The organism is Shewanella sp. UCD-FRSSP16_17 (assembly GCF_001675935.1).
Classification (GTDB): Bacteria; Pseudomonadota; Gammaproteobacteria; order Enterobacterales; family Shewanellaceae; genus Shewanella; species Shewanella japonica.
The window spans coordinates 946,399-967,839 of record NZ_LZFV01000001.1; the positions used below are offsets into that span (position 1 = coordinate 946,399).

Genomic DNA, 21,441 nt, shown 5'->3' on the forward strand with positions numbered 1-21,441 from the left:
TCAGAGATAAGAAGAGCGCAAAGTCTAGGTAGATAAGATTAATCCAAGCTTAAATTTATCCTCCATTAATCATTTTCCATCCACTTAGGTTATGGTTTGTAATTAATCTTTGTTAATATCCAATAAATATAAGAATAACTAGCGATTAATTAAACAGTTAAGGAAATCGAAATGGCCGTAAATGCATTAATGCTCAGCAGTTCACGTGAAGGCAATACTCCCTATTTAGCCCATGCCATTGAGTTCATCAAACCGCTTACTACTCACGCAAAAAAATGGGTGTTTATTCCCTACGCAGGCGTGAGTGTCGATTATGATAAATACCTTGCAATGGTCACCGAAGGTTTAGCCCCACTGAATATTGAAGTCAGTAGCATTCATCAATACAGTGACCCAAAACAAGCGATAAAAGATGCAGATGGAATTTTAGTTGGCGGCGGTAATACTTTCCAATTATTAAACGAGTTATACCGTTACGATTTGGTGCATTTATTAAATGAGCAAGTGAGCAATGGTAAGCCATATATCGGCTGGAGTGCTGGCTCAAATATTACAGGGCTGAGTATTCGCACCACAAATGATATGCCAATTGTAGAGCCTGCTTCATTTACTGGCTTAAAACTGTTGCCATTTCAACTAAACCCGCACTACACCAACTATCAAGCACCTGGTCATAACGGTGAAACTCGAGCGCAGCGATTACTTGAATTTACGATTGTCGATCCTATTACGCCAGTTATTGGTATTCAGGAAGGTACAGCCCTTTGGCGTCAAGGTGATACTCTCTCACTTGTCGGTGAAAAAGACGCATATTTATTCCATGGTAAAGAACAAGAGGTCGTCATTCCTGTTGGCAGTGATTTAAGCCATTACTTGGATTAATCCCTCATTAATACTGGGTAGGTTCTGCATAAAACCTTGCGATTGAATCATACCTAACCAAAAAAGCCTTAAATTCATATTGAATCTAAGGCTTTTTAACGCTTTTAACCGCTAAGTTAACTCAGCGATTTAGAAAGTATAATTGACTTTAAGACTGAAATAACGGCCCGGTTGCGTGTAATTATCTTCTGTCACACCTAAATTAGACATTAAAAATTTAGATTGGCCAGCCACATCAGCGTAATCAATGTACTCAGTGTCAAATACGTTGAATACCCCGCCACGTAATGTCCAATTATCACTTAGCATGACATTAGCCGTGATATCAAATACTGCGTAACCAGCTGTATTGTAAACTTCGTTAAAGCCCATATCTGGCATGCCCGGAATTGGAGGGAAGATATCTAAGTCAGTTGTTCTGTCCATGTTATCAGCAAAACGAACCGTCAACCCAAAATCCACTTCCTTATTAGCAAGGTAAGTGTAGTAATTCATCCCAACATTACCTTTGAGCGGACTAACTGAATTTAAATAATCACCGTTTTGATCTTCACCATGGGTATAAGCAATGTTACCCCATAGTTCAATTTCATTTGTAAACCAGTGGCTAAATGACGCTTCAGCACCGTATAAAGTCACTTCATCGTAGTTGATATATTGATACTCAAGTGACTGAGGTAGTGCGCAGCCGAAAATACCGCCACACCCAACAAATTCCCAATCAATATAGTCTTTGGCTTGAGTGTAGAATGTGGTCAATTCGTAACGTGTATCACCATGATGACCACGAACCCCTATCTCAACAGTATGGCTTGATTCTGACTCTAAATCGTAGTTTGCTTGAATCAATACAGGGAATGGCATTTTGCCATCTTTAACCTCAAGCTCACCCCATTTTTGATCAGGTGTTGGCATTTTATAACCGTACGCATACTGAGCGTATACGTTGACGTTATCGGTCATATGGTACACAAGACCTAACTTAGGTGACCAAAAGCCATCGCTCATCTCTTCAAAATCTGCAGGATCACGACCAGCATCTTCAGCTTGTTGTTGATCAGGTGTATTGCTGAAGTAATCGTAACGCAAACCTAAAATGGCATTTAACTTACCATCGTAAAAAGTAATATCATCTTGAATGAAAGCACCAACTCGTAAGCTTTTAGTATCTGCAAATGAGAAGGTATCCGTATCAGATGGCGACCAGCTACCATTGTCATCAATCACTTGATAATCACGAGGGCGGCTCATTTCTGATTGTTCAACATCGAGGCCATAAATAATATTGTGATCGTGACCCGTTAGCGATAATGATTTAGCAAACGTACTTGCAAATCCAACACGGTACTCATCAAATTGGTAATCTCTTTTCTCGGTAATGTCACGAATACCGCCTTGGGCGCCATCATAATAATCACGTTTTTCAGTTTGATCAGTTTTACCGTAATACAAAACAAAATCGACACTATCGTGGATACCACGGTCTTTAGTCGAACGAAGACGCAAAGAGGTATTTAACGCCTGTGTTTGACGGTCGTAGTCAATTGAACTTAAGTTATCTAAGCTGTTTTCCCAGCGATCTAATTGCTGGTTCATGTAATCCACGGTTAACTGTAAGTTAGTGTCATCATTGAAGTGATATTTGCTTTTTACGATAAAGCTATCAGTGACAAGATCACTATCAGGCAAAGTACCATCGTAGTTTTGCTGCTCTTCACCTTCACGGCGTTGATACGTTACTAAGTTATCAAAATTTCCTGCAGAAAATGCACTAGTAAAACCCGCAGTGTACTCATCATTCATACCTGTGTAACCAGCATTCGCCGAGAAGTAGTAATCTTCACCACGTAAATAGTCATCAGCATCTTTAGTGGTCATCACAAGAACACCACCTAATGCATCTGAGCCATACATCGTTGATGCAGCTGCTTTTAATACTTCAACTTGTTTTAAGCCTTCGACTTCTGTCAGGCCACGACCTGTACCTTCAGCACCTGGGCCTAATGGTGATGCGTATTGATTATTTACACGAACACCATCTTTAACCATCATCACACGGTTTCCGCCGATACCGCGAATAGTCACTGAGCTAGGTTTGCCTGCACCACCTTTAACATCAACAGCGGCTTCATTTTTGAACAGCGTTGCGAAATCTGAACTCATGTTGCGGGCAATAGCTTCTTCATCAATTACAACAACTGAGCCAGCAACTTGATCTAATGTTTGCTCAACACGTGAGCCAGAGATAACAATCACTTCATGGAAGTTAGAGATAGATTGTTTAATGTCTTCTTTAGATACAACTTCATCGGTATCTGCCATAACCTGAGGGGATAATGCAGCAGCAATTGCAGCACTAATTAATTTAACTGAAAGTGGTTTCATCAACGCTATCCTTAATTAAAACTTAATAGGAATTAATCTCATCTCGAATTGCGCAGGAGTCTACCATGAAGTATTTTTCACATAGCGATCTCGATCCCAATATCCATTTATCGTGAATAAACTCATTGAGAATTTTCGCTTATGTTTCATTGATGTAAAAACTTTTCAGAATAATATTTACCAATATGAGTCAAAGCTAATTTAAAAAATAACATTTGTCACTTTTTGCATCTAACATCAGTCGTCAAAGCAACACCATCTAAGTTAAGCTTTGGGTTTACATGCCTTTAATAGCCATGAATGTTGACTCAATAATGGTGATTGAAGAGGACTAAAGTCACTTTCAGTAAAATATGGAGTGAAATATGGAATGAGTACGTTGGCTCGCCAATATAATAGCGAAAGTATGACTCTGTATTTACTAGCATAAAACAGGTTTAGACAATGCTTACCTAAACCTGCTTTAGCAAGCATTAATCAGCGTTTTCTTGGTCAGTGATCTGGGCTAACTCTTCTTGAGTTAATACTCCTCCGCCAAGCGAGCGGTAAAGCGTAATCAGCGATAATAAGCGATCACGCTTAACTTGGCTTAAGGTTAACTCAGCACTAAATAAACTGCGCTGTGCATCCATCAAGTCCAAAGAACTTGAAACTCCATTTCGATAACGCAAAGTGGCTAAGCGAGTGTACTCTTTTGACGCTTCAACCAATTCTTGCTGTGCTTCAATCGCTAACTCTGAACGGCGAAAACTATTCATAGCGTCATTGACCTCAAAGTAAGCTTTGAGCACTGTGCTTCGATAATTTAAGTGTGCTTGATTAAATGCTTCTTGTGAGATGTCATATTGCGCAGCGATACGACCGGCATTAAATATAGGCGCAGTAATGCCACCAAGTAATGACCAAGTAACACCTTGGCTATCAAATATACTGCTAAGATCATCGGTTTCAGTGCCATAACTGCCTGTTATAGTAAATTGTGGAAAAAAGGCAGTTTTCGCCACGCCGACATTCGCATTAGCGGCAATAAGTTCTTGCTCTGCCGCCTTGACATCTGGTCGCTGAGATAACATTTGAGATGGCACCCCCACAGTAAAGCTGGTCGGGAACAACTGGCGATAAGCTGTAATCTCCTGCTGAGTTTTAAGCACTAAAGGATAGTCAAACTCACCCAAGAGTATTTTTAATTGGTTAGCTTTTGCTTTACGCTCGAAATCTAAGTCAGGTAAAGTGACTTTGGCACTTTGATACTCAACTTCAGCCTGACGAACCTGTAAACCTGAAATCACACCATTTTGTTTACGAAGTCTTGCTAGATCGCGCTCTTTTAAGCGTATTTCAACGGTATTGAGAGAAATTAAATATCGCTGTTCAATATCCAACCATTCATAGTATCGAGATGCGACATCACTAATCAGGCTAATAACCGCTAAATTTAACGCTTCTTGCGCAGATAGGAAGTTTGCATATTCAGCTTCACTGCGACGACGGTTCGCTCCCCAAACATCTAGCTCCCACGATACCGTGCCATCTAAAGTAAACTCGTTACCATGTTCAGGATCGGTATTGGTAATCGCACTATCAATAGAGCGCTCTGCATCTGCATTAATGCCAAAAGCTGGATATAARGCTGAGTCTGTTACCGTGACTTCTCTTCGTGCAGCAATTAATCTTGAGCGTACAGTTTCTAAGTCTAGATTCTGCGCAAGCGCATGACTGATAAGCACTTGTAAATCTTCATCAAGATAAAACGCTTTCCAATTAGCAAGCCCCAAATTTTCTTGAGACTCTTGTGCTAAATCATCATGATACTGAGCTGGGACTTCAATTTCAGGCCGCTGGTAGTCAGGCCCCATAGCGCAACTGGATAACAGTAACGTTACACTCGCCCCAAAAAGGATAGACAGATAACTTTTTCCTTTGACTCTAATCCCATCAACATCACCTTGTGTCGGGGCAGATAAGCTGGAAAATTTAAGCATGGTTGCCCTCCTCATTCGTGTCCGTATTTTGCACTTTTTGCACAGGATTTGACTTGGTTTCATTTGAGACTTTAGATTTAAACCAACCCACTGTCGTCACGAAAAATAACGGCACCATGACAATACCTATGGTTGTCGCAAACACCATCCCACATAAAATTGGAATAGAAATGCTTTGCCTACTCACAGCTCCTGGGCCAACAGACAGAACCAAAGGTAATACCCCTAGAATAAATGCCATTGAGGTCATTAAGATTGGTCTAAAGCGCATATTGGCAGCCTCTAACGCTGCATCAATTCGACTTTTGCCCTCTTTATGTAATTGATTCGCAAATTCCACAATTAAGATTGAGTTTTTAGCTGCCATACCAATCAAGGCGATAAAGGCCACTTGGAAAAACAAGTTACTTTCCATACCACTCACTAAGGTGCCCAGTGCCGCTCCCAACATTGCAATGGGGGCAATTAGCAGTACAGCAATCGGGATTGTCCAGCTTTCATACAGTGCTGCTAAAAACAAAAAGACAAATAACATGGCCAAGGCGACCGCAATACTCGTTTGATTTGCAGATTGTACTTCTTGGAACGTAATACCAGTCCATTCATAACTAAACTCATTTGGCAGCATTGGTTTTGCTACTCGTTCAATCGCTTTAATCACATCGCCCGAGGCATATCCTTGTGCAGGCGTAGCATTAATCGAGACACTACTGAATAAGTTATAATGGGTCACTGCAGCAGGTCCAACTGAGTACTCATATTTGGCTAACACACCAATGGGCACCATAGCGCCAGATGCCGAGCGTACATAGTAATCTTTAATTTGCTCTGGAAACTGACGATATTGCTCTTCTGCCTGAACCTTCACTCGGTAGACTCTGCCAAATAAATTAAAGTCATTTACGGTAGATGAATCAGTAAATGTTTTAATCGTACTGTAGATATCTGCCACATTCACGCCAATGGCCATCGCTTTTGCTTCATCAACAGTTAAATGCAGTTGTGGGATTGCACTTTGTAGTGACAAACTAGCTTTAGCGATTTCTGGTTGAAGTTTTAATGCTTCTATCAGTTCATCTGCTGTTTCAGTTAACCCTTTAAAATTGGTACCAGATGTATCTTGCAGCTCCATTTCAACTCCTGAGCCGTTACCTAAGCCCGGAACAGCAGAAGGAAGATAAATATTAAAGTCCGCCTCTAAGATATCTTGAAGTGAACCTTGAATGTCTTTCATCACTTTTTGGACTGTAGCATCTGACTCTGCTCTTTCTGCCCAAGGTTTAAGAATAATTTCAAATTGTCCATTCGCCTGATTTGAGCCTGAACGTTTATTTTCCCCTGCTAGCGTAAATGAATATGCCACCGCGGGATGAGCTAAAACATGAGATTCAGCTTTTTTAAGAACAGCTTGAGAGCGATTAACTGTTGCACCGTCAGGCAATGACATATCAATGAAAAAGCGCCCTTGATCTTCATCAGGCATAAAGCTTGACGGTAAAGACGTCATAATGAAATAAACCCCGCCAACCATCAATGCAAACAGTAAATAACTGCGTTTAGCATGCTTGGTTGTCAACGCCACCAGCGATACGTATTTGGTGGTACTCATATCTAGTTTATCGTTCATCCACTTGAAAAAACCAGAGCTCGGCTTATCGCCAGGTTTTAACAATAACGCACATAATGCAGGTGACAGTGTTAAGGCAACCACTGTAGAAATCAGTACTGCGACCGTAATCGCAACCGCAAACTCGCGATACATGATCCCTGTGATTCCAGATAAAAATGAAACAGGCACAAAAACGGCAGCCAGCACAAGACTCGTAGCCACCAGCGCCCCTGATAATTCCTTCATCGCAACGCGAGTCGCTTCAACCGATGATAGGCCCTTCTCATTCATTAACCGCTCAACATTTTCAACCACCACAATGGCATCATCCACCACAATACCGATGGCCAGTACCAGCGCTAATAAACTCACCGTATTTATCGTAAAACCAAAAGCTAACATTGCTGCCAATGTGCCAATCAAGGACACAGGTACAGCAATCGCAGGAATTAAAGTGGCTCGCACATTTTGTAAGAATAAAAACACCACTAAGATAACCAGAATAAGCGCTTCTACTAGGGTTTTAACCACTTCATCAATTGAGTTTTCAATAAAGACAGACGCATCAAAAAAGACTTCCCAATTCATACCTTGAGGGAATTTTTCGGCCAGTTTCGCCATTTCTTTTTTAACGTTTTTAGTGACCTCTAGCGCATTGGCTCCTGGTAATAAATACACTTGTAAAATGGTCGCGTTAGCGCCATTTAATTGAGATTGTAATGTATAAGCAGAGGAGCCAAGTTCAATATCGGCAATATCCCGCAATCGAACGATAGAGCCATCATTATTAGCTCTTACTATGATTTCTTTAAACTGAGGAACGCTACTCATACGGCCCGCAGCGGTAATAGGTAATGTCATACTCAGCGCATCACTATTAGGCTGAGAACCAATAGTGCCAGCTGGCGACTCTTTGTTTTGCGCTTTTATTGCACTAATAACATCAGCAGTCGTTAACCCATAGCCTGCCATAGTGTCAGGTCGTAACCACACCCGCATTGAATAACTGCGCGAACCAGTATTACGAACACGACCGACACCTGGAATACGTTTTAATGCAGACTCAATGTTAATTGTGCCGTAGTTACTGAGGTAAATTTCGTCAAAGCGTTCATCAGTTGAGGTTAACGCAAGCTTTAATAATTCAACAGAGGCTTCTTTTGACACTGAAACGCCTTCCGTTTGCACATCAATTGGCAAACTACCTGTAGCTTGTTGAGTCGAATTTTGAACATCAACAGCTGCCAAGTCAGGATTGGTTCCAACATCAAAAGTTATTGTGACATTGGCACTTCCTGAATTAGTACTTTTTGAACTCATATAAATCATGTTAGGTAAGCCATTGAGTTCTTGCTCAAGTGGCGTGGCAACAGATTCTGCAGCGGTAGTAGACGTTGCACCGGGGTAAGATGCCGATACTTTCACCTGAGGCGGCGTAATATAAGGGTATTGGTCAATAGGCAATTGAAACATGGAAATAAGGCCAAGCAACACAATAACGATTGATATTACGCATGCATAAACGGGGCGATTAACAAAAAACTGAGCCATTATTTTTGCTCCTGTTCTTGTTCCAATATCTGTTGCTGAAGCGCTTGCTCTTTTTCAATTGCATCTTCTTTTTTTAGATATTGTTCTGCAGTTAACGGCTCTGCGAGTTGGCCATGTCGAACACGATGCATGCCTTCGACAATGACTAATTCACCCGCTTTTAAGCCACTCTTAACCACTACACCTAGTTGGCTTTGGTGTTCAATCACAATGAATCTGCGTTCGACTTTATTATTTGGTAATACCACCATGACATACACGCCTCCTTGCTCAACTTGCGTTGCTTTTTGAGGGATCACGATGGCATCTTTCATTTCATTCAACTTGATGCGCACATTGGTGTATTGGCCGGGTAGAAGCTCTCTATTGGGGTTTGGTAACTCTGCTCGCACTTCAAAAGTGCCCGTTTCAGGGTTTACTGATGGGTCAGTAAAGCGAACATTACCTAAGTATCGATATTCACTGTCATCAGGCAAGGTGATAGTGACAAAACCTTCAACCGCTTTACCTTCTGCTTCTGCTTCTTGTTGCTCAGAATAACTGGTCATGCGTCGGCGAGCATTGAGGTAATCTAATGCTGACATATTAAAAGTCACATAGATTGGATCAACTTGTTTAACACGGGTCAATAAAGACTGGCCATTACTGCCAACCAATGCCCCGATATCAACTTCGGAGCGGCTCACTAATCCTGAAATTGGTGAGGTGATTTGGGTATAACTTAACTCAAGCTCAGCTTCTTCAAGCTCTGCTTTACTTGCTGCAAGACTTGAACGAGCCTGAGACAATATCGAAATCGCATTATCAAAATCTAATTGGCTAGCAGCATCTTGCTCATACAAAGGCTTTAAACGTTCAACATCTCGTTGTGACTTATCTAAAACAGACTGCTGAGACTCCACATTCGCTTTTAAACGGTTTACCACAGCCAAATAAGGTCGATTATCAATACTGTAAAGTAAGTCGCCTTCTTTAATGGCGCTCCCTTCAATAAAGCTTTTATCCTGCACAAAACCATCGACACGCGCCCTAACCTCAACATCGAGTGATGCCTTGGTTACACCGACATAATTACCGAATAAAGGCACCGTTGCCGTATCCACTTGTTCAACCACAACCAATTTGGGTGTGATAACAGGTTCTGGGGTTTCACAACCCATTAATAAGGTTACTGCTGCGAATAAAGAAAATGTCGCACGAGTTGCAGAGTTAAATTTTGCCATATCTATAACCTAAACCTTTTGTAGTGAACCGACGCTTCATTGTTTAAATTTTGTTAGTAAGATATTACTACATGTGATTGGGAAATGTTTGAAAAATCGGAGTTTTATTTAGAATTAAACATAGCAGAAAAATAGTCATCGTTTTTACTTATTGCGCTAATACCTCTGTTAAATAAAATAGAAGCGAGTCTCATTAATGACTTCGCTTTATATTAGTTAGAACCAATTAACGCTTAAGTCATATATCATCGCCAAAATTCAACCTTCTTTATTAACAGAAACAATCACGCAAACTCTTGCTCAATTGAAAAGATATCGTTGAATTTTAGACAGGCCAAACTATCAAGTCATATTGTCGAGTAACACGCGAGCGCTCACATTGGATTTAAACATCATTTTCGTGGCTTTCACGTCACGATATAAACGCTCGTGCGCTGACAGTGAAAAGGTATCTTCTCGAGTCGTATATTGGCGAATCCAATCAATTAACATTGGCAAATTAGCATCTTGTGCTTGTTTGTCGGGATATTTGTGCGGCTCCCATGGACGTCGCTTTGCATTATCAACACATTCACTAACTGGCAGGTTTAGAAAAATAGCTTCTTCAGCAACAGGTGCGACTAATGCTAATAAGTCAGCATAGCAGCCTTCAATCACCCAATTTGTATTCTTGTCTAAAAATGATTGAATATGAAGCTGAGATTGTTCGAGGGGTAATCGAGTGGGTGGATGAGATGCTTGCCACGCAATTGTGTCTAAATCTAAGTGAGAAAGCTGGTGACGCTTTGCTAAGGCACAAGCCAACGTCGATTTACCTGAGCCTGAATTACCGAAAATAATAACTTTGTTCATATCTCACCCTAGAAACGGTTCAATCACATTGACGTAAAACAAAAATTAAGTGGCGTTTTTACTACCTCATTCAATAAACTCATTCAATAAACTGATGAATTAACCTGACTTTATAAACTTACAATAAATTAGTGAGTGTAATAAATTTTGCTGCCTGTGCTGCACTTGGCTGACTTAAATGAGGAATATAGCCCAGAAATGGAGCCGACATTATTTGCTGTAAACTGGCTAAATTTTCTTGCTGATTAGACATGTTAGGATCGACTTGATTCGCAACCCAACCCGCTATCTTTAACCCATCAGCCACCACAGCTTCTTGAGTTAACAATGCATGGTTCAAACAGCCTAATTTCATCCCAACCACCAAAATAACACCTAACTCGTTGTTAGAGTGTAATCGCTTAACTGAGTCTGACAAGAACTCACCATTGCCAAGGGGTAATCGCCAACCACCCGCACCTTCAATCAAGCTAAAGTCTGCACTCAATAGCGCCGCCAAAGGTAATGACTCCACAACCCCTTGCGCGGTTAACTTGACCCCTTGCGCGTTTGCTGCAATGTGTGGCGCGATGGCAGGTTCAAATGAAACAGGATTAATCTGCGAATATTCAAGTTTAATACTGGACTGAGCGATTAACGCTAATGCGTCGCTATTTCTTAGCCCTTGGGACGTTTGTTCACAACCTGAAGCTATCGGTTTTACACCTATGGTTGAGCCATTAGCGGCATGCAGCAATGCTGAAGAAACTAATGTTTTACCACTATCAGTATCTGTACCTGTGACAAAATAGAGCATCGCAATTCGCCTTATTTTTTAATCAAATGTAAGTAGGTAATTTGGTATGTCAGTGGAATACCTTGCTCAACTCTCAGTGATTCCGCTTTCTCAGTCAGTGCAAGCCAGTCTTGGCGGCCTCGTAAACTCACTGAGCCTTGCTTTTCTTTAGACTGAGTTTGCTGATGTGACTTAACTGACGCCCCAACTCCTTTGATGGAATACAATAAAGTGCGTAAGTCTGTAAAATATAAACTCTCACTGCAATGCTCAGCGTTTTCAATCTGCCAGTGGTGCTTATTTGCTTGAGCGACGATGTCATCAAAATGAGAAAAATCATTGTGCCCCAGCCCCAATTTGCTTAATTCAGGTAAACTGCCCGCAGACACAATACTAATTAAGCAATGAGCACCTGGCTTTAATATACGATAAAACTCACTTAGCACTGCGGGTAAGTCTTCACACCACTGCAATACTAAGTTTGAATACAAACCATTAAATTGATTGGCACTAAGCGGTAATGCTGCAGCATCGGCACATAGCGTATGGTAATCAGGAAAATCTTGCTTCACCATAGCTAGCATTTCCGATGACAAGTCAACCGCCATTACCTGCTTGATTTGATTTTGCTGTGGATTAACTAAAGTAAAATCAGTACCAGGACCACAGCCGATATCAACAATATCTCCAGATAAAATTTGGTGTTTCAGTAATTTTTCTGCTGTTCTTCTTTGCAACACATCATGCTGTTTATAACATTTGGCCGCTTGAGAAAACTTTTCAGCTACTGGATTTTTAAAAGTCATCGATACTCTCAGATAGGAGATAACTGCAAATTGGCAGTGTATAAAATATAATTTTAATTGTGTGGATGGATTAATCTAGATAATGCCATGACCAACTGATTTATCTGTGTTTTTGTGTGCTGTGTATTAAGTGTAATTCGAAGCCTTGCTTGACCTTTTGGCACGGTGGGCGGTCTAATCGCACCAACAAGTAACCCTACCGCCCTCAATTGCTCCGCAACCATAACAGTCTGCTCACTGCTGCCGATAATAACGGGTTGAATAGCGGTTTCAGACTCTGTTAAATCGATTTTTTCTTGCGCGCAAGCCTGTTTAAAATAGTGAATATTGTCTTGAAGCGAATTAAGCCGATGAGGTGAACTTTGGGTGAGTTTCACTGCCGCGAGCGCTAAGTGTGCATTAGCAGGCGATAGTGCTGTTGAATATATATAGTGACGAGATTGAGCAACCATGTAATCAATCACAGCTTGACTGCCTAATATCGCAGCACCTTGACAACCTAATGCTTTACCGAAAGTCACAACTTGTATATCACAATATTGGCTAACGGAGCTGGCAGCCAATACCCCAAAACCATGCGCATCATCAACAACTAACCACGTATTATACTGTTGGCACAAGCCTTTTAACTCAGCTAACGGCGCTTTGTCACCGTCCATACTAAACACACTTTCAGTCAGTAATATTGATTCGGGATGACGAGTTAACAACTGCTCAGCATGCTGTAAATCATTATGCTTAAAGCGTTTAAGGCTTGCACCTGAATCCTTTACGCCGTCAATCATTGAAGCGTGGATTAACTTATCCGCTATGACGACATCATTGCCATCGACAAGTGTTTTAAGTAATGCTTGATTTGCACTGAATCCAGAGCAAAACAATAACCCAGCTTCATGTCCTGTGACCTCACACAAGTGTTTCTCTAAATCATGATGCGCTTGACTGTAACCTGAAACTAAAGGTGATGCCTTACTGCCCACGCCATAACGATTTGCACCTTGATTTAAAGCGGAAATCATTTCAGCACTAGTGGCTAAACCTAAATAGTCATTGTGACTAAAGTCAATAATATGTGAAGAAACGCCTGTCTGATTACGCTTTCTAAGCAAGCCATCTTGATCCAGCTGTTGCATGCGCTGATTGATCTTATCGAGTAACGGATGACTTGCCATAAATACAGCCTGCTTTTATAACGAACAATTCTCTTGAAAATTCTTAAATCGCACCAGCGTCAAAGAACTGCTTAGTCGCCTTATCTTTTTTAGCATTGGCCTTAGCTAATAAAGCGCTATCAGATTCTATATTGGCAGAGGGGCCTTGTTCAGGATGAAGACCTAAACGCTTAAATAACGTCATGTCATCATTTTCTTCTGGATTCGGTGTGGTTAATAACTTGCAACCATAGAATATCGAATTGGCGCCTGCAAAAAAGCACATAGATTGCAGTTCATCAGTCATGTTTTCACGACCTGCCGATAAGCGAACTCGTGATTTAGGCATAATGATCCTAGCCACAGCGATGGTGCGTACAAACTCAAGTGGATCGAGATCATCAATTTTTTCAAACGGAGTTCCAGCTACCTTAACTAACATATTAATTGGCACTGAATCAGGGTGCTGCTCAAGATTCGCTAACTGTTGTAAAAGCCCTGCACGGTCAGTCGCTTTCTCGCCCATGCCAACAATCCCGCCAGAACACACTTTCATGCCTGAAGCACGTACATTAGATAAAGTATCAATACGGTTTTGGTAAGTACGCGTGGTAATAACATCACCATAGTATTCTGGCGATGTATCTAGGTTATGGTTGTAGTAATCAAGACCCGCATCAGCAAGTTCATCTGACTGCTCTTTTGACAACATACCAAGTGTCATGCAGGTTTCCATGCCTAATGCTTTTACATCCTTAACCATTTGCGTTAAATAAGGCATGTCACGTTCTCGTGGGTTTCGCCAAGCTGCGCCCATACAAAAACGAGAAGCGCCAGCGGCTTTAGCACTTTTAGCCTCAGTCAACACCTTTTCAATCTCTAATAAACGCTCTTTTTCAAGACCCGTATCATAACGAGCACTTTGAGGGCAATATTTACAATCTTCTGGGCATGCGCCGGTTTTTATCGATAATAAACGACTAATTTGTACTTCGTTAGGATCAAAAGTTTCACGATGAATACTGTGTGCTTTGAACAGTAAATCATTCATAGGTAAAGCAAATAATGCTTCAATTTCTGCTTTGCTCCAATCGTGACGGATCGCTGACGATGACATGGTTAATCCTTTTTATTCATTTTATATTCGCTTGTTGTTGGGTTAGGATACCTTGAGCATGTAAACTGTCAATGCTATCAAGCAACACAACTTGACTAACGGTTAAAATATGAACAACCCATTACAACAATCTCCAGCTAATATTGATTTCGAATTTGATAAAAAGCATATATGGCACCCTTATACTTCTATGCATAACGCGGCAAAAGTAACCGGTGTGGTTAGTGCTGAGGGATGTGAGTTAACCCTAAGCGATGGCCAAGTTGTTATTGATGGCACCAGTTCTTGGTGGGCTTGTATCCATGGCTATAATCGTCCTGAAATTATTGAAGCCATGCAGTATCAATTAACCACATTAAGCCATGTGATGTTTGGCGGTATTACCCACGCACCTGCAGTTAACTTGTGTAAACGCCTTGTGGATATGACGAGCCCTAATCTGACTAAAGTATTTTTAGCTGATTCAGGATCAATTGCAGTTGAAGTTGCGATGAAAATGGCAATGCAATATTGGCAAGGTAAAAACCAATTCAAAAAACAACGAATATTAACGGTTAAACGCGGCTATCACGGCGACACGTTTGCCGCGATGAGCGTATGCGATCCAGATAACGGTATGCACACCATGTTTGGTGACGCAGTCACCGAGCAATTGTTTGCCCCAGCGCCGACGTCTTCTTTTGGAGAAACTTTAGCAGATAATGATACTGCTGCACTCGAAGCCATATTACAGCAACATCACCACAATATTGCTGCACTGATTATTGAGCCTATTATGCAGGCAGCGGGTGGGATGCACTTTTATTCTGCTGAGTATTTAAAAGCAATTCGACAACTTTGTGATCAATACAATGTACTTTTAATCCTGGATGAAATAGCCACAGGTTTCGGCAGAATTGGAAAGTTATTCGCATATGAATATGCCGAAATCGAAGCTGATATTTTATGCTTAGGCAAGGCGTTGACAGGGGGGTACATCAGTTTAGCTGCGACAATTTGCAGCGATGAAGTCGCTAATGGCGTTAGTGACTCCCCTGCCGGTGTTTTTATGCATGGTCCAACTTTTATGGGTAATCCACTCGCTTGCTCTGCTGCAGATGCCAGCTTAAAAATATTACAAACGGGTCAATGGCAACATCAAGTGGATGCCATCGAAAAGCAAATGAAGCAAGAACTAGCCGAAGCAATTGAATTTGAACATGTCATAGATGTACGAGTACTTGGCTCAGTTGGCGTAATAGAAATGAACAGTGCCATTAACACCGGGGCACTACAGCAAGCATTTATTAAGCTTGGCGTATGGATAAGACCTTTTGGTCATGTACTGTATATCACTCCGCCATACACGATTAGCTCGGAGCAATTAACCACATTGACCCAAGCTTTGAAAACCATCGCTAAAAACATCACATTAGAGCAAGCTACAGCTGATACATTCAGTAATGGCTAATTATTTATCTGTGCAGCAACTCGCTGCACTTAATCATATTTTAACTGCTATAACCACTATCGTTAGACTTTTAAATTGATTAGAGCCAGAAATATATAAAGTCGCCAGACCTAGAAACAATTTCTAGTTTGGCTACTTAGCCTCTGCAATCATGCGCCGCATACCATAAAAGCGACTCATTAAGCTGATTGATACTAACTCCATGTTTGAGTTATGACTTCATAATCAGTGTTACCCTGTAAATTTTTCGAATACAATTAGCAAATACGATTAACATGTGCATATTGCAAGACACCACACCAACCAATATTACCAAAAAACATTACCAAGTAGACTTACCAATTAAGACTCATCTGTAGAAAAAACCAAAAAAGTTACATTGTTTTAATATAATCAAATCAACAATCTGATGATTAATTCAGCACTAATCGCTACTTTTAGCGACTAACACCTAACCAATCAACTTAAAATCTGACATAAACAAGCAGCCAACACTTTTATCCCAATTTAGCTGTCATTGAACACCGCCACCAATCATTACCAGATTGGTAATAACATGTTGCATTAATTGGTAACGTGTTATATAAATGTTTCTGTTGTTTAAAATAACAACAATTGGTCATACCAAAAAAGGTAAGACCAAAGGGAATAATTTTCGGGGGAATTATGAAGCTCAACAAAATAAGTGCAATGTTTAGTGCGACTAAAAATAAATCAACTAATATAACGATTTTTGGTGCGACACTAACAGCTCTACTGTCTATGCCGACCTTCGCTGCTGATGCTGAAACTCAAAATGCAGAAACAGACGAAATTGAAGTCATTGCAGTTAAAGGGATATTTGGCAGTTTAAAAGCAGCTAATTTACTAAAGCGAGCCGATGATCGTATTGTCGATGCTATTGTTGCAGAAGACATTGGTAAATTACCTGATAATAACATTGCAGAAGCCCTGCAACGAATTACAGGTGTTTCTATTGGAACTGACTTCGGGGTGGGTGAGTCAGTAACAATTCGAGGCGTATCTGAAAACTTGATACTACTTAATGGTCGCTCTACTGCAGGTGCTGGTCGTGGCGGTATTGGATTGGATGACTTTCCTTCAAGCTTTTTGAAAACAGTTGAAGTCATTAAATCACCTACACCTGACATGATTGAGGGTGCTTTAGGTGGTACGGTAAACATGCAAACTATTCGTCCATTAGAGCTGTCAGAACCGCTTGTGGCAATTACGCTTGATGGCGAATATTCAGATAAAACAGAAAATACTGCACCAAATTTTTCAGCTGGTATTGGTAATAACTGGGATTTAGGTGATGCAGGTACATTTGGTGCTTCAGCTAACCTTGCTTATTTAGACCGTGAACTACGCCGTGATGAATATTTCAACAAAGTTGATTTGCTCGATAACATCGATATTAACGGTGACGGCGTTGTTGATGACTCAGGTGGACCTAATGGCAAATACTTACGTAGAACGCAAAGCACGTTAGAGCAAAAAACAGAAGAACGTGAACGTACAGCTTATGGTATTTCACTACAATGGGAACCTGTTAGTGCTGAAGCCAACATTTATCTTGATTTGAATGCAACTAAACTTGATGGTGGCCAATCTGCATACTCTATCTTAGATGTGGGTGGTAGCTCTGTAGCAAGAAGTGATTCTTACTATGACGCTAACGGTCAGCTACATAATTACGATTTAGATGGTGTCCTTGTAATTCCAAAAACTTGGAGTGACTTTACAACATCAGATACCACCTCTCATGCCCTCGGTGGTGAGTGGTTTATCACTGATAACATTGAATTATCTGCTGAATACTCAATATCAAAATCTAAAGAAAAACAAACAGCAAATGAATTTAACTTACGACCAATTGAGCGTACAGATCCTACCCTTGATCTTGTAACACATACCAGTACAGGTAGTTCGTTTACGGGCAGTGGCATTCCTGGTTACACATATGCTGATTCAGGTATGTTAACTAACCCTGATAACTTAGTATTTCGTGAATTCTTCCATAAAACACTTGAAACTGACAATGAAGAACAAGCATTACGCTTTGACTTCAAAATCTCTGACATTGGTGTAGATTGGGTATCAGCGGTAAAAGCTGGTGTGCGCTTTACTGACCGAGATTATAGTGCCAACCGCTATGACCTAAAACCTATCAACGGCAACACTACCCTTAAAGATTCTTATAAAAAAGCAACCAATGCTGACGGACTCTATAGCCCTATTTGGATTGATAATCCTGTACTGGCTGACAGCATGAAAATCGTTAACATGAGTAATTCATTTGACCAAACAGGTGTAAATGGTCAAAACGATTTAATGACTTACAATGTTTATGATGCTGATTTACTACAGAACACTGAAGCCACTTACGCATTAGTTCAACAAATGCTGCAAGGTACTTCTTATGCCATGAACGGCTCATTAGCTGACAATATGGTAGAAGATAATGGTGCATATAAAGAAATTAACGAGAAAACCAGCGCTATCTATGCTCAATTCCATTTGGATTTTGATGATTTAACTGCTGTATTTGGTGGTCGTTATATTCAAACAGAATTAGAGTCTAGCGTTGTTGCTTCTGTTGATGCCAATGGCAACAAAATTCTTGATACTGGCGAAAACGATTATTCAGATTTTCTCCCTAGCTTGAATGTGACCTATACCCTTACAGATGAAACCTTAATGCGCTTTGCTGCTGCAAAAGTTATGCGTCGTGCAGACTTTGATGAGCTAAGCCCAGCATTATCAATTGATAACTCATTAGTGACGGGTACTCAAGGTTCTTACCAACTAGAACCATACCGTGTGACTCAATATGACTTATCTGTTGAACACTATTTTGGTGATGGTGGCATTGTTTCAGCTGCACTTTTCTATAAAGACGTCAATTCATTTACACAAACAGACAGCAGCTGTTTAGCTGACCCAAGTACTGTAGATGGCCAAAACACGACTGAATGGGGCAACGTTTGTTTACTGGATACTGCAGGTCAAAGCCAAGGTGACGTAAACTTTGCGACCGAGGCACAAGGTTTAGCCTACGTTGACTCAGAAAAAGCTGCGGGCAGAACAGGTATTGTTGTTGATACTGACGTTAATGGTGGCAGCGGTGAAGTAAAAGGGGTTGAGCTAGCTTATCAACAACAGTTTACCTTCTTACCAGGTTTCTGGTCTGGGTTTGGTGTCAATGCCAACTATACCTATGCTGATAGTGAGCAACCTGACGGCAACCCGCTGCTAAATATTTCTGAAAATACAGCTAACGGTCAAGTGTACTGGGAAAATGACGACCTTCAATTCCGTCTAGCATATAACTGGCGAGATCGTTACTTATATTCTCAAGCAGAGAAACGCGTTCAAACAGTTGGTGCATTAGGTTATAACGTATTTAACCAAAATGACCCATCAGCAGATAACTTTGATGCGACTGTGGGTAACAACTACCGTGAAGCTCGAGGTCAATTCGACTTCTCTGCAAGTTGGGATATCAATGAACACTTCACTGTTGTTGGTAATGTTGTGAATTTAACTGGGGAACCAATTGAATACACTACAGAGCTAGATTCGGTATGGAAGTACAGTGAATCAGATCGTCGCTATACTGTTGGAGTTCGCGCTAGATTCTAATAAGCCACACTTAATAAGAGCCTTCCGCTACGGGTAGGCTCTTTCTTCAACAATCACCTTTCCATTAATGACAATAAATTTAGCGAAATTACATAACAACACAACTTAGCTTCACAGGTTAACTTACCAATTTAACTTTTGGTAAACCAAAACCCAACAAATTGGTTGACAATAAATTTATTATTAACTAATATTGGTAATAAGCTCGATTTAGATAATATTTACAAATACTTAATAGAATAGAGCATGTAAAACAATTAATTGCATATTCAAAAATGGACAGTTAATCCATGCAGCTAATTGACTAGCACTATTAAGCGTTGAGCAATCTTTGTTACTCAGATAAACATATATAAAAATTTTAGGAGTTAGATATGACAAAGCCAATCATTGGTTTCATCGGCCTTGGTCTTATGGGCGGCAACATGGTTGAGAACCTACAAAAGAGAGGTTATCAAGTCAATGTAATGGATCTAAGCGCTGAAGCTGTTGCACGTGTTATTGACCGTGGCAATGCAACTGCTTTTACATCAGCAAAAGAGTTAGCTGCTGCCAGTGATGTTGTTCAGTTTTGTTTAACGACATCAGCAGTGGTAGAAAAAATTGTATACGGCGATGATGGCGTATTAGAAGGTATTAAACCTGGCTCTGTGCTAGTTGACTTTGGTACATCTATCCCCTCTTCGACTAAAAAAATTGGTGCTGCACTTGCTGAAAAAGGTGTCGGCATGATTGATGCGCCTTTAGGCAGAACACCTGCACATGCTAAAGACGGCCTACTTAACATTATGGCTGCTGGTGACATGGATACTTTTAATAAAGTGAAACCATTACTAGAAGAGCAAGGCGAAAATGTATTCCACCTAGGCGCTTTAGGTGCAGGACATACAACTAAATTAATTAATAACTTCATGGGTATGACAACGGTAGCAACCATGTCGCAAGCATTTGCGGTGGCAAAACTTGCAGGTGTTGATGGACAGCAGTTATTTGACATCATGTCAGCAGGTCCTTCTAACTCGCCGTTCATGCAATTCTGTAAGTTCTATGCTGTCGACGGTGAAGAAAAACTTGGCTTCTCAGTTGCAAATGCCAATAAAGACTTAGGTTATTTCCTTGCAATGTGCGAAGACTTAGGGACTAAATCTCTTATTGCTCAGGGCACTTCTACTAGCTTACAAGAAGCGGTAGATGCAGGTTTAGGTCAAAATGATGTTCCTGTCATTTTTGATTATTTCAGTAAGTTAGAAAAATAATATCGGCATCGATATTCCTAAAAGATTGATTGTTTTATTAGATACACCGTTTAACTGAGTTTTAAAAGCCCCTTATCTAGTTTGATACGGGGCTTTATTTTTCTAGTCGCATGTTCTCAAAATCAATGTAATTAATCTTGCATACCGACAAAGCCTGGCTGTTGTTCAACATTACTCAACCACTGCCTTATATTCTCAAAGGGCGTTATATCAAAGCCACCTTCATGGGCGACATGGGTATAAGCAAATAAGGCGATATCGGCTAAACTGAATTGTTCTCCTAAGATAAAGGCTTTGTTGGCTAACTGTTCATCTAGTAATCTCAACACTTGTCTACCCTTAACATGTAAAGCATCATATTCAGCTTGCCGCTCAATCGGCATGTTCTGATAAAGGCGAATAAAGCGAGCAACGGCTATACAAGGTTCGTGGGTGTATTGCTCAAAGAAAAGCCATTGATACATTAATGCTTTATCAAACTCATCAGTCGGTATCAGCCCAGACCCTTCAGCTAAATACCCTATAATGGCATTTGACTCTGCCAGCACCCTTCCATCATCAAGCTCAATAATAGGCAGCTTCCCTTGAGGTGATTTTTTCAAAAATGTTGCCGTTTTAGTTTCACCAGCCATTATATCGATATCTCGCCAACGATAAGCTTGATTTAGTAACCTTAACGTTAACTTTACCTTGTAACAATTTCCCGACTTTACGTCACCATATACAGTTATCATCTTCATCCTTGCTTTGGTTAAAT

14 protein-coding genes are annotated in these 21,441 nt (G+C 40.6%); 4 read left to right on the plus strand and 10 right to left on the minus strand.

Going from position 1 to position 21,441, the window contains the following annotated elements; genetic code table 11:
* Positions 1 to 171 precede the first annotated feature (171 nt).
* Positions 172 to 882 carry a dipeptidase PepE gene (gene pepE / locus A9267_RS04020; protein ID WP_065108312.1) on the plus strand — a complete coding sequence of 237 codons (711 nt, stop codon included), beginning with the start codon at positions 172 to 174 and terminating at the stop codon, positions 880 to 882.
* Between the two features lie 129 nt (positions 883 to 1,011).
* On the opposite strand, the gene A9267_RS04025 is transcribed toward pepE, so the two are convergent.
* The 9 genes from A9267_RS04025 to bioB all read right to left on the minus strand — a co-directional run bounded on the left by A9267_RS04025 (position 1,012) and on the right by bioB (position 14,333).
* Positions 1,012 to 3,267, minus strand: coding sequence for a TonB-dependent hemoglobin/transferrin/lactoferrin family receptor (locus A9267_RS04025; RefSeq protein WP_065108313.1), 2,256 nt, complete (start codon positions 3,265 to 3,267; stop codon positions 1,012 to 1,014).
* A gap of 473 nt (positions 3,268 to 3,740) precedes the next feature.
* On the minus strand, positions 3,741 to 5,249 hold the full coding sequence (locus A9267_RS04030) for an efflux transporter outer membrane subunit (RefSeq protein WP_082972176.1): 1,509 nt from the start codon (positions 5,247 to 5,249) through the stop codon (positions 3,741 to 3,743).
* Complete coding sequence (locus A9267_RS04035; RefSeq protein ID WP_065108314.1) at positions 5,242 to 8,409, minus strand: efflux RND transporter permease subunit; 3,168 nt, start codon at positions 8,407 to 8,409, stop codon at positions 5,242 to 5,244. The genes A9267_RS04030 and A9267_RS04035 overlap by 8 nt, the downstream gene beginning before the upstream one ends.
* Positions 8,409 to 9,569: an efflux RND transporter periplasmic adaptor subunit gene (locus tag A9267_RS04040; protein ID WP_167692953.1), complete on the minus strand. Its 1,161-nt coding sequence runs from the start codon at positions 9,567 to 9,569 to the stop codon at positions 8,409 to 8,411. Before A9267_RS04040 ends, A9267_RS04035 begins: the two co-directional genes overlap by 1 nt.
* Positions 9,570 to 9,974: 405 nt before the next feature.
* Positions 9,975 to 10,484, minus strand: coding sequence for an AAA family ATPase (locus A9267_RS04045; RefSeq protein ID WP_065108315.1), 510 nt, complete (start codon positions 10,482 to 10,484; stop codon positions 9,975 to 9,977).
* A gap of 118 nt (positions 10,485 to 10,602) precedes the next feature.
* On the minus strand, positions 10,603 to 11,280 hold the full coding sequence (bioD, locus tag A9267_RS04050; protein WP_065108316.1) for a dethiobiotin synthase: 678 nt from the start codon (positions 11,278 to 11,280) through the stop codon (positions 10,603 to 10,605).
* Positions 11,281 to 11,291: 11 nt separating this feature from the next.
* Positions 11,292 to 12,065, minus strand: coding sequence for a methyltransferase domain-containing protein (locus tag A9267_RS04055; RefSeq protein WP_065108317.1), 774 nt, complete (start codon positions 12,063 to 12,065; stop codon positions 11,292 to 11,294).
* Positions 12,066 to 12,118: 53 nt separating this feature from the next.
* Positions 12,119 to 13,237, minus strand: a complete 1,119-nt coding sequence (locus tag A9267_RS04060) for an aminotransferase class I/II-fold pyridoxal phosphate-dependent enzyme (RefSeq protein ID WP_065108318.1) — start codon at positions 13,235 to 13,237, stop codon at positions 12,119 to 12,121.
* Between the two features lie 43 nt (positions 13,238 to 13,280).
* Positions 13,281 to 14,333 (minus strand): biotin synthase BioB, encoded by a 1,053-nt coding sequence (gene bioB / locus A9267_RS04065; RefSeq protein WP_055026322.1) that lies wholly within the window; start codon positions 14,331 to 14,333, stop codon positions 13,281 to 13,283.
* Between the two features lie 109 nt (positions 14,334 to 14,442).
* Here bioB and bioA point away from each other — a divergent pair, with 109 nt between their 5' ends.
* From bioA to A9267_RS04080, 3 genes are all read left to right on the plus strand, one after another.
* Positions 14,443 to 15,783: an adenosylmethionine--8-amino-7-oxononanoate transaminase gene (bioA, locus tag A9267_RS04070; RefSeq protein ID WP_065108319.1), complete on the plus strand. Its 1,341-nt coding sequence runs from the start codon at positions 14,443 to 14,445 to the stop codon at positions 15,781 to 15,783.
* Positions 15,784 to 16,449: 666 nt separating this feature from the next.
* A complete protein-coding gene (locus A9267_RS04075) occupies positions 16,450 to 19,428 on the plus strand; it encodes a TonB-dependent receptor (protein ID WP_055026324.1) in 2,979 nt (992 codons plus the stop codon).
* Positions 19,429 to 19,802: 374 nt separating this feature from the next.
* The gene (locus A9267_RS04080) at positions 19,803 to 20,684 is read left to right on the plus strand and encodes an NAD(P)-dependent oxidoreductase (protein ID WP_055026325.1); all 882 of its coding nucleotides are present in this window, start codon (positions 19,803 to 19,805) and stop codon (positions 20,682 to 20,684) included.
* Between the two features lie 131 nt (positions 20,685 to 20,815).
* On the opposite strand, the gene A9267_RS04085 is transcribed toward A9267_RS04080, so the two are convergent.
* The gene (locus tag A9267_RS04085; RefSeq protein ID WP_065108320.1) at positions 20,816 to 21,418 is read right to left on the minus strand and encodes a glutathione S-transferase family protein; all 603 of its coding nucleotides are present in this window, start codon (positions 21,416 to 21,418) and stop codon (positions 20,816 to 20,818) included.
* Between the last annotated feature and the right edge of the window lie 23 nt (positions 21,419 to 21,441).

Bases quoted from the DNA above. Each gene is read 5' to 3' on its own strand.
- A9267_RS04085 (WP_065108320.1), bottom strand. From the start codon at position 21,418: ATGATAACTGTATATGGTGACGTAAAGTCGGGAAATTGTTACAAGGTA.
- bioD (WP_065108316.1), bottom strand. From the start codon at position 11,280: ATGCTCTATTTTGTCACAGGTACAGATACTGATAGTGGTAAAACATTA.
- A9267_RS04075 (WP_055026324.1), top strand. From the start codon at position 16,450: ATGAAGCTCAACAAAATAAGTGCAATGTTTAGTGCGACTAAAAATAAA.
- bioB (WP_055026322.1), bottom strand. From the start codon at position 14,333: ATGTCATCGTCAGCGATCCGTCACGATTGGAGCAAAGCAGAAATTGAA.
- bioA (WP_065108319.1), top strand. From the start codon at position 14,443: ATGAACAACCCATTACAACAATCTCCAGCTAATATTGATTTCGAATTT.
- A9267_RS04045 (WP_065108315.1), bottom strand. From the start codon at position 10,484: ATGAACAAAGTTATTATTTTCGGTAATTCAGGCTCAGGTAAATCGACG.
- A9267_RS04055 (WP_065108317.1), bottom strand. From the start codon at position 12,065: ATGACTTTTAAAAATCCAGTAGCTGAAAAGTTTTCTCAAGCGGCCAAA.
- pepE (WP_065108312.1), top strand. From the start codon at position 172: ATGGCCGTAAATGCATTAATGCTCAGCAGTTCACGTGAAGGCAATACT.
- A9267_RS04025 (WP_065108313.1), bottom strand. From the start codon at position 3,267: ATGAAACCACTTTCAGTTAAATTAATTAGTGCTGCAATTGCTGCTGCA.
- A9267_RS04080 (WP_055026325.1), top strand. From the start codon at position 19,803: ATGACAAAGCCAATCATTGGTTTCATCGGCCTTGGTCTTATGGGCGGC.
- A9267_RS04035 (WP_065108314.1), bottom strand. From the start codon at position 8,409: ATGGCTCAGTTTTTTGTTAATCGCCCCGTTTATGCATGCGTAATATCA.
- A9267_RS04060 (WP_065108318.1), bottom strand. From the start codon at position 13,237: ATGGCAAGTCATCCGTTACTCGATAAGATCAATCAGCGCATGCAACAG.
- A9267_RS04040 (WP_167692953.1), bottom strand. From the start codon at position 9,569: ATGGGTTGTGAAACCCCAGAACCTGTTATCACACCCAAATTGGTTGTG.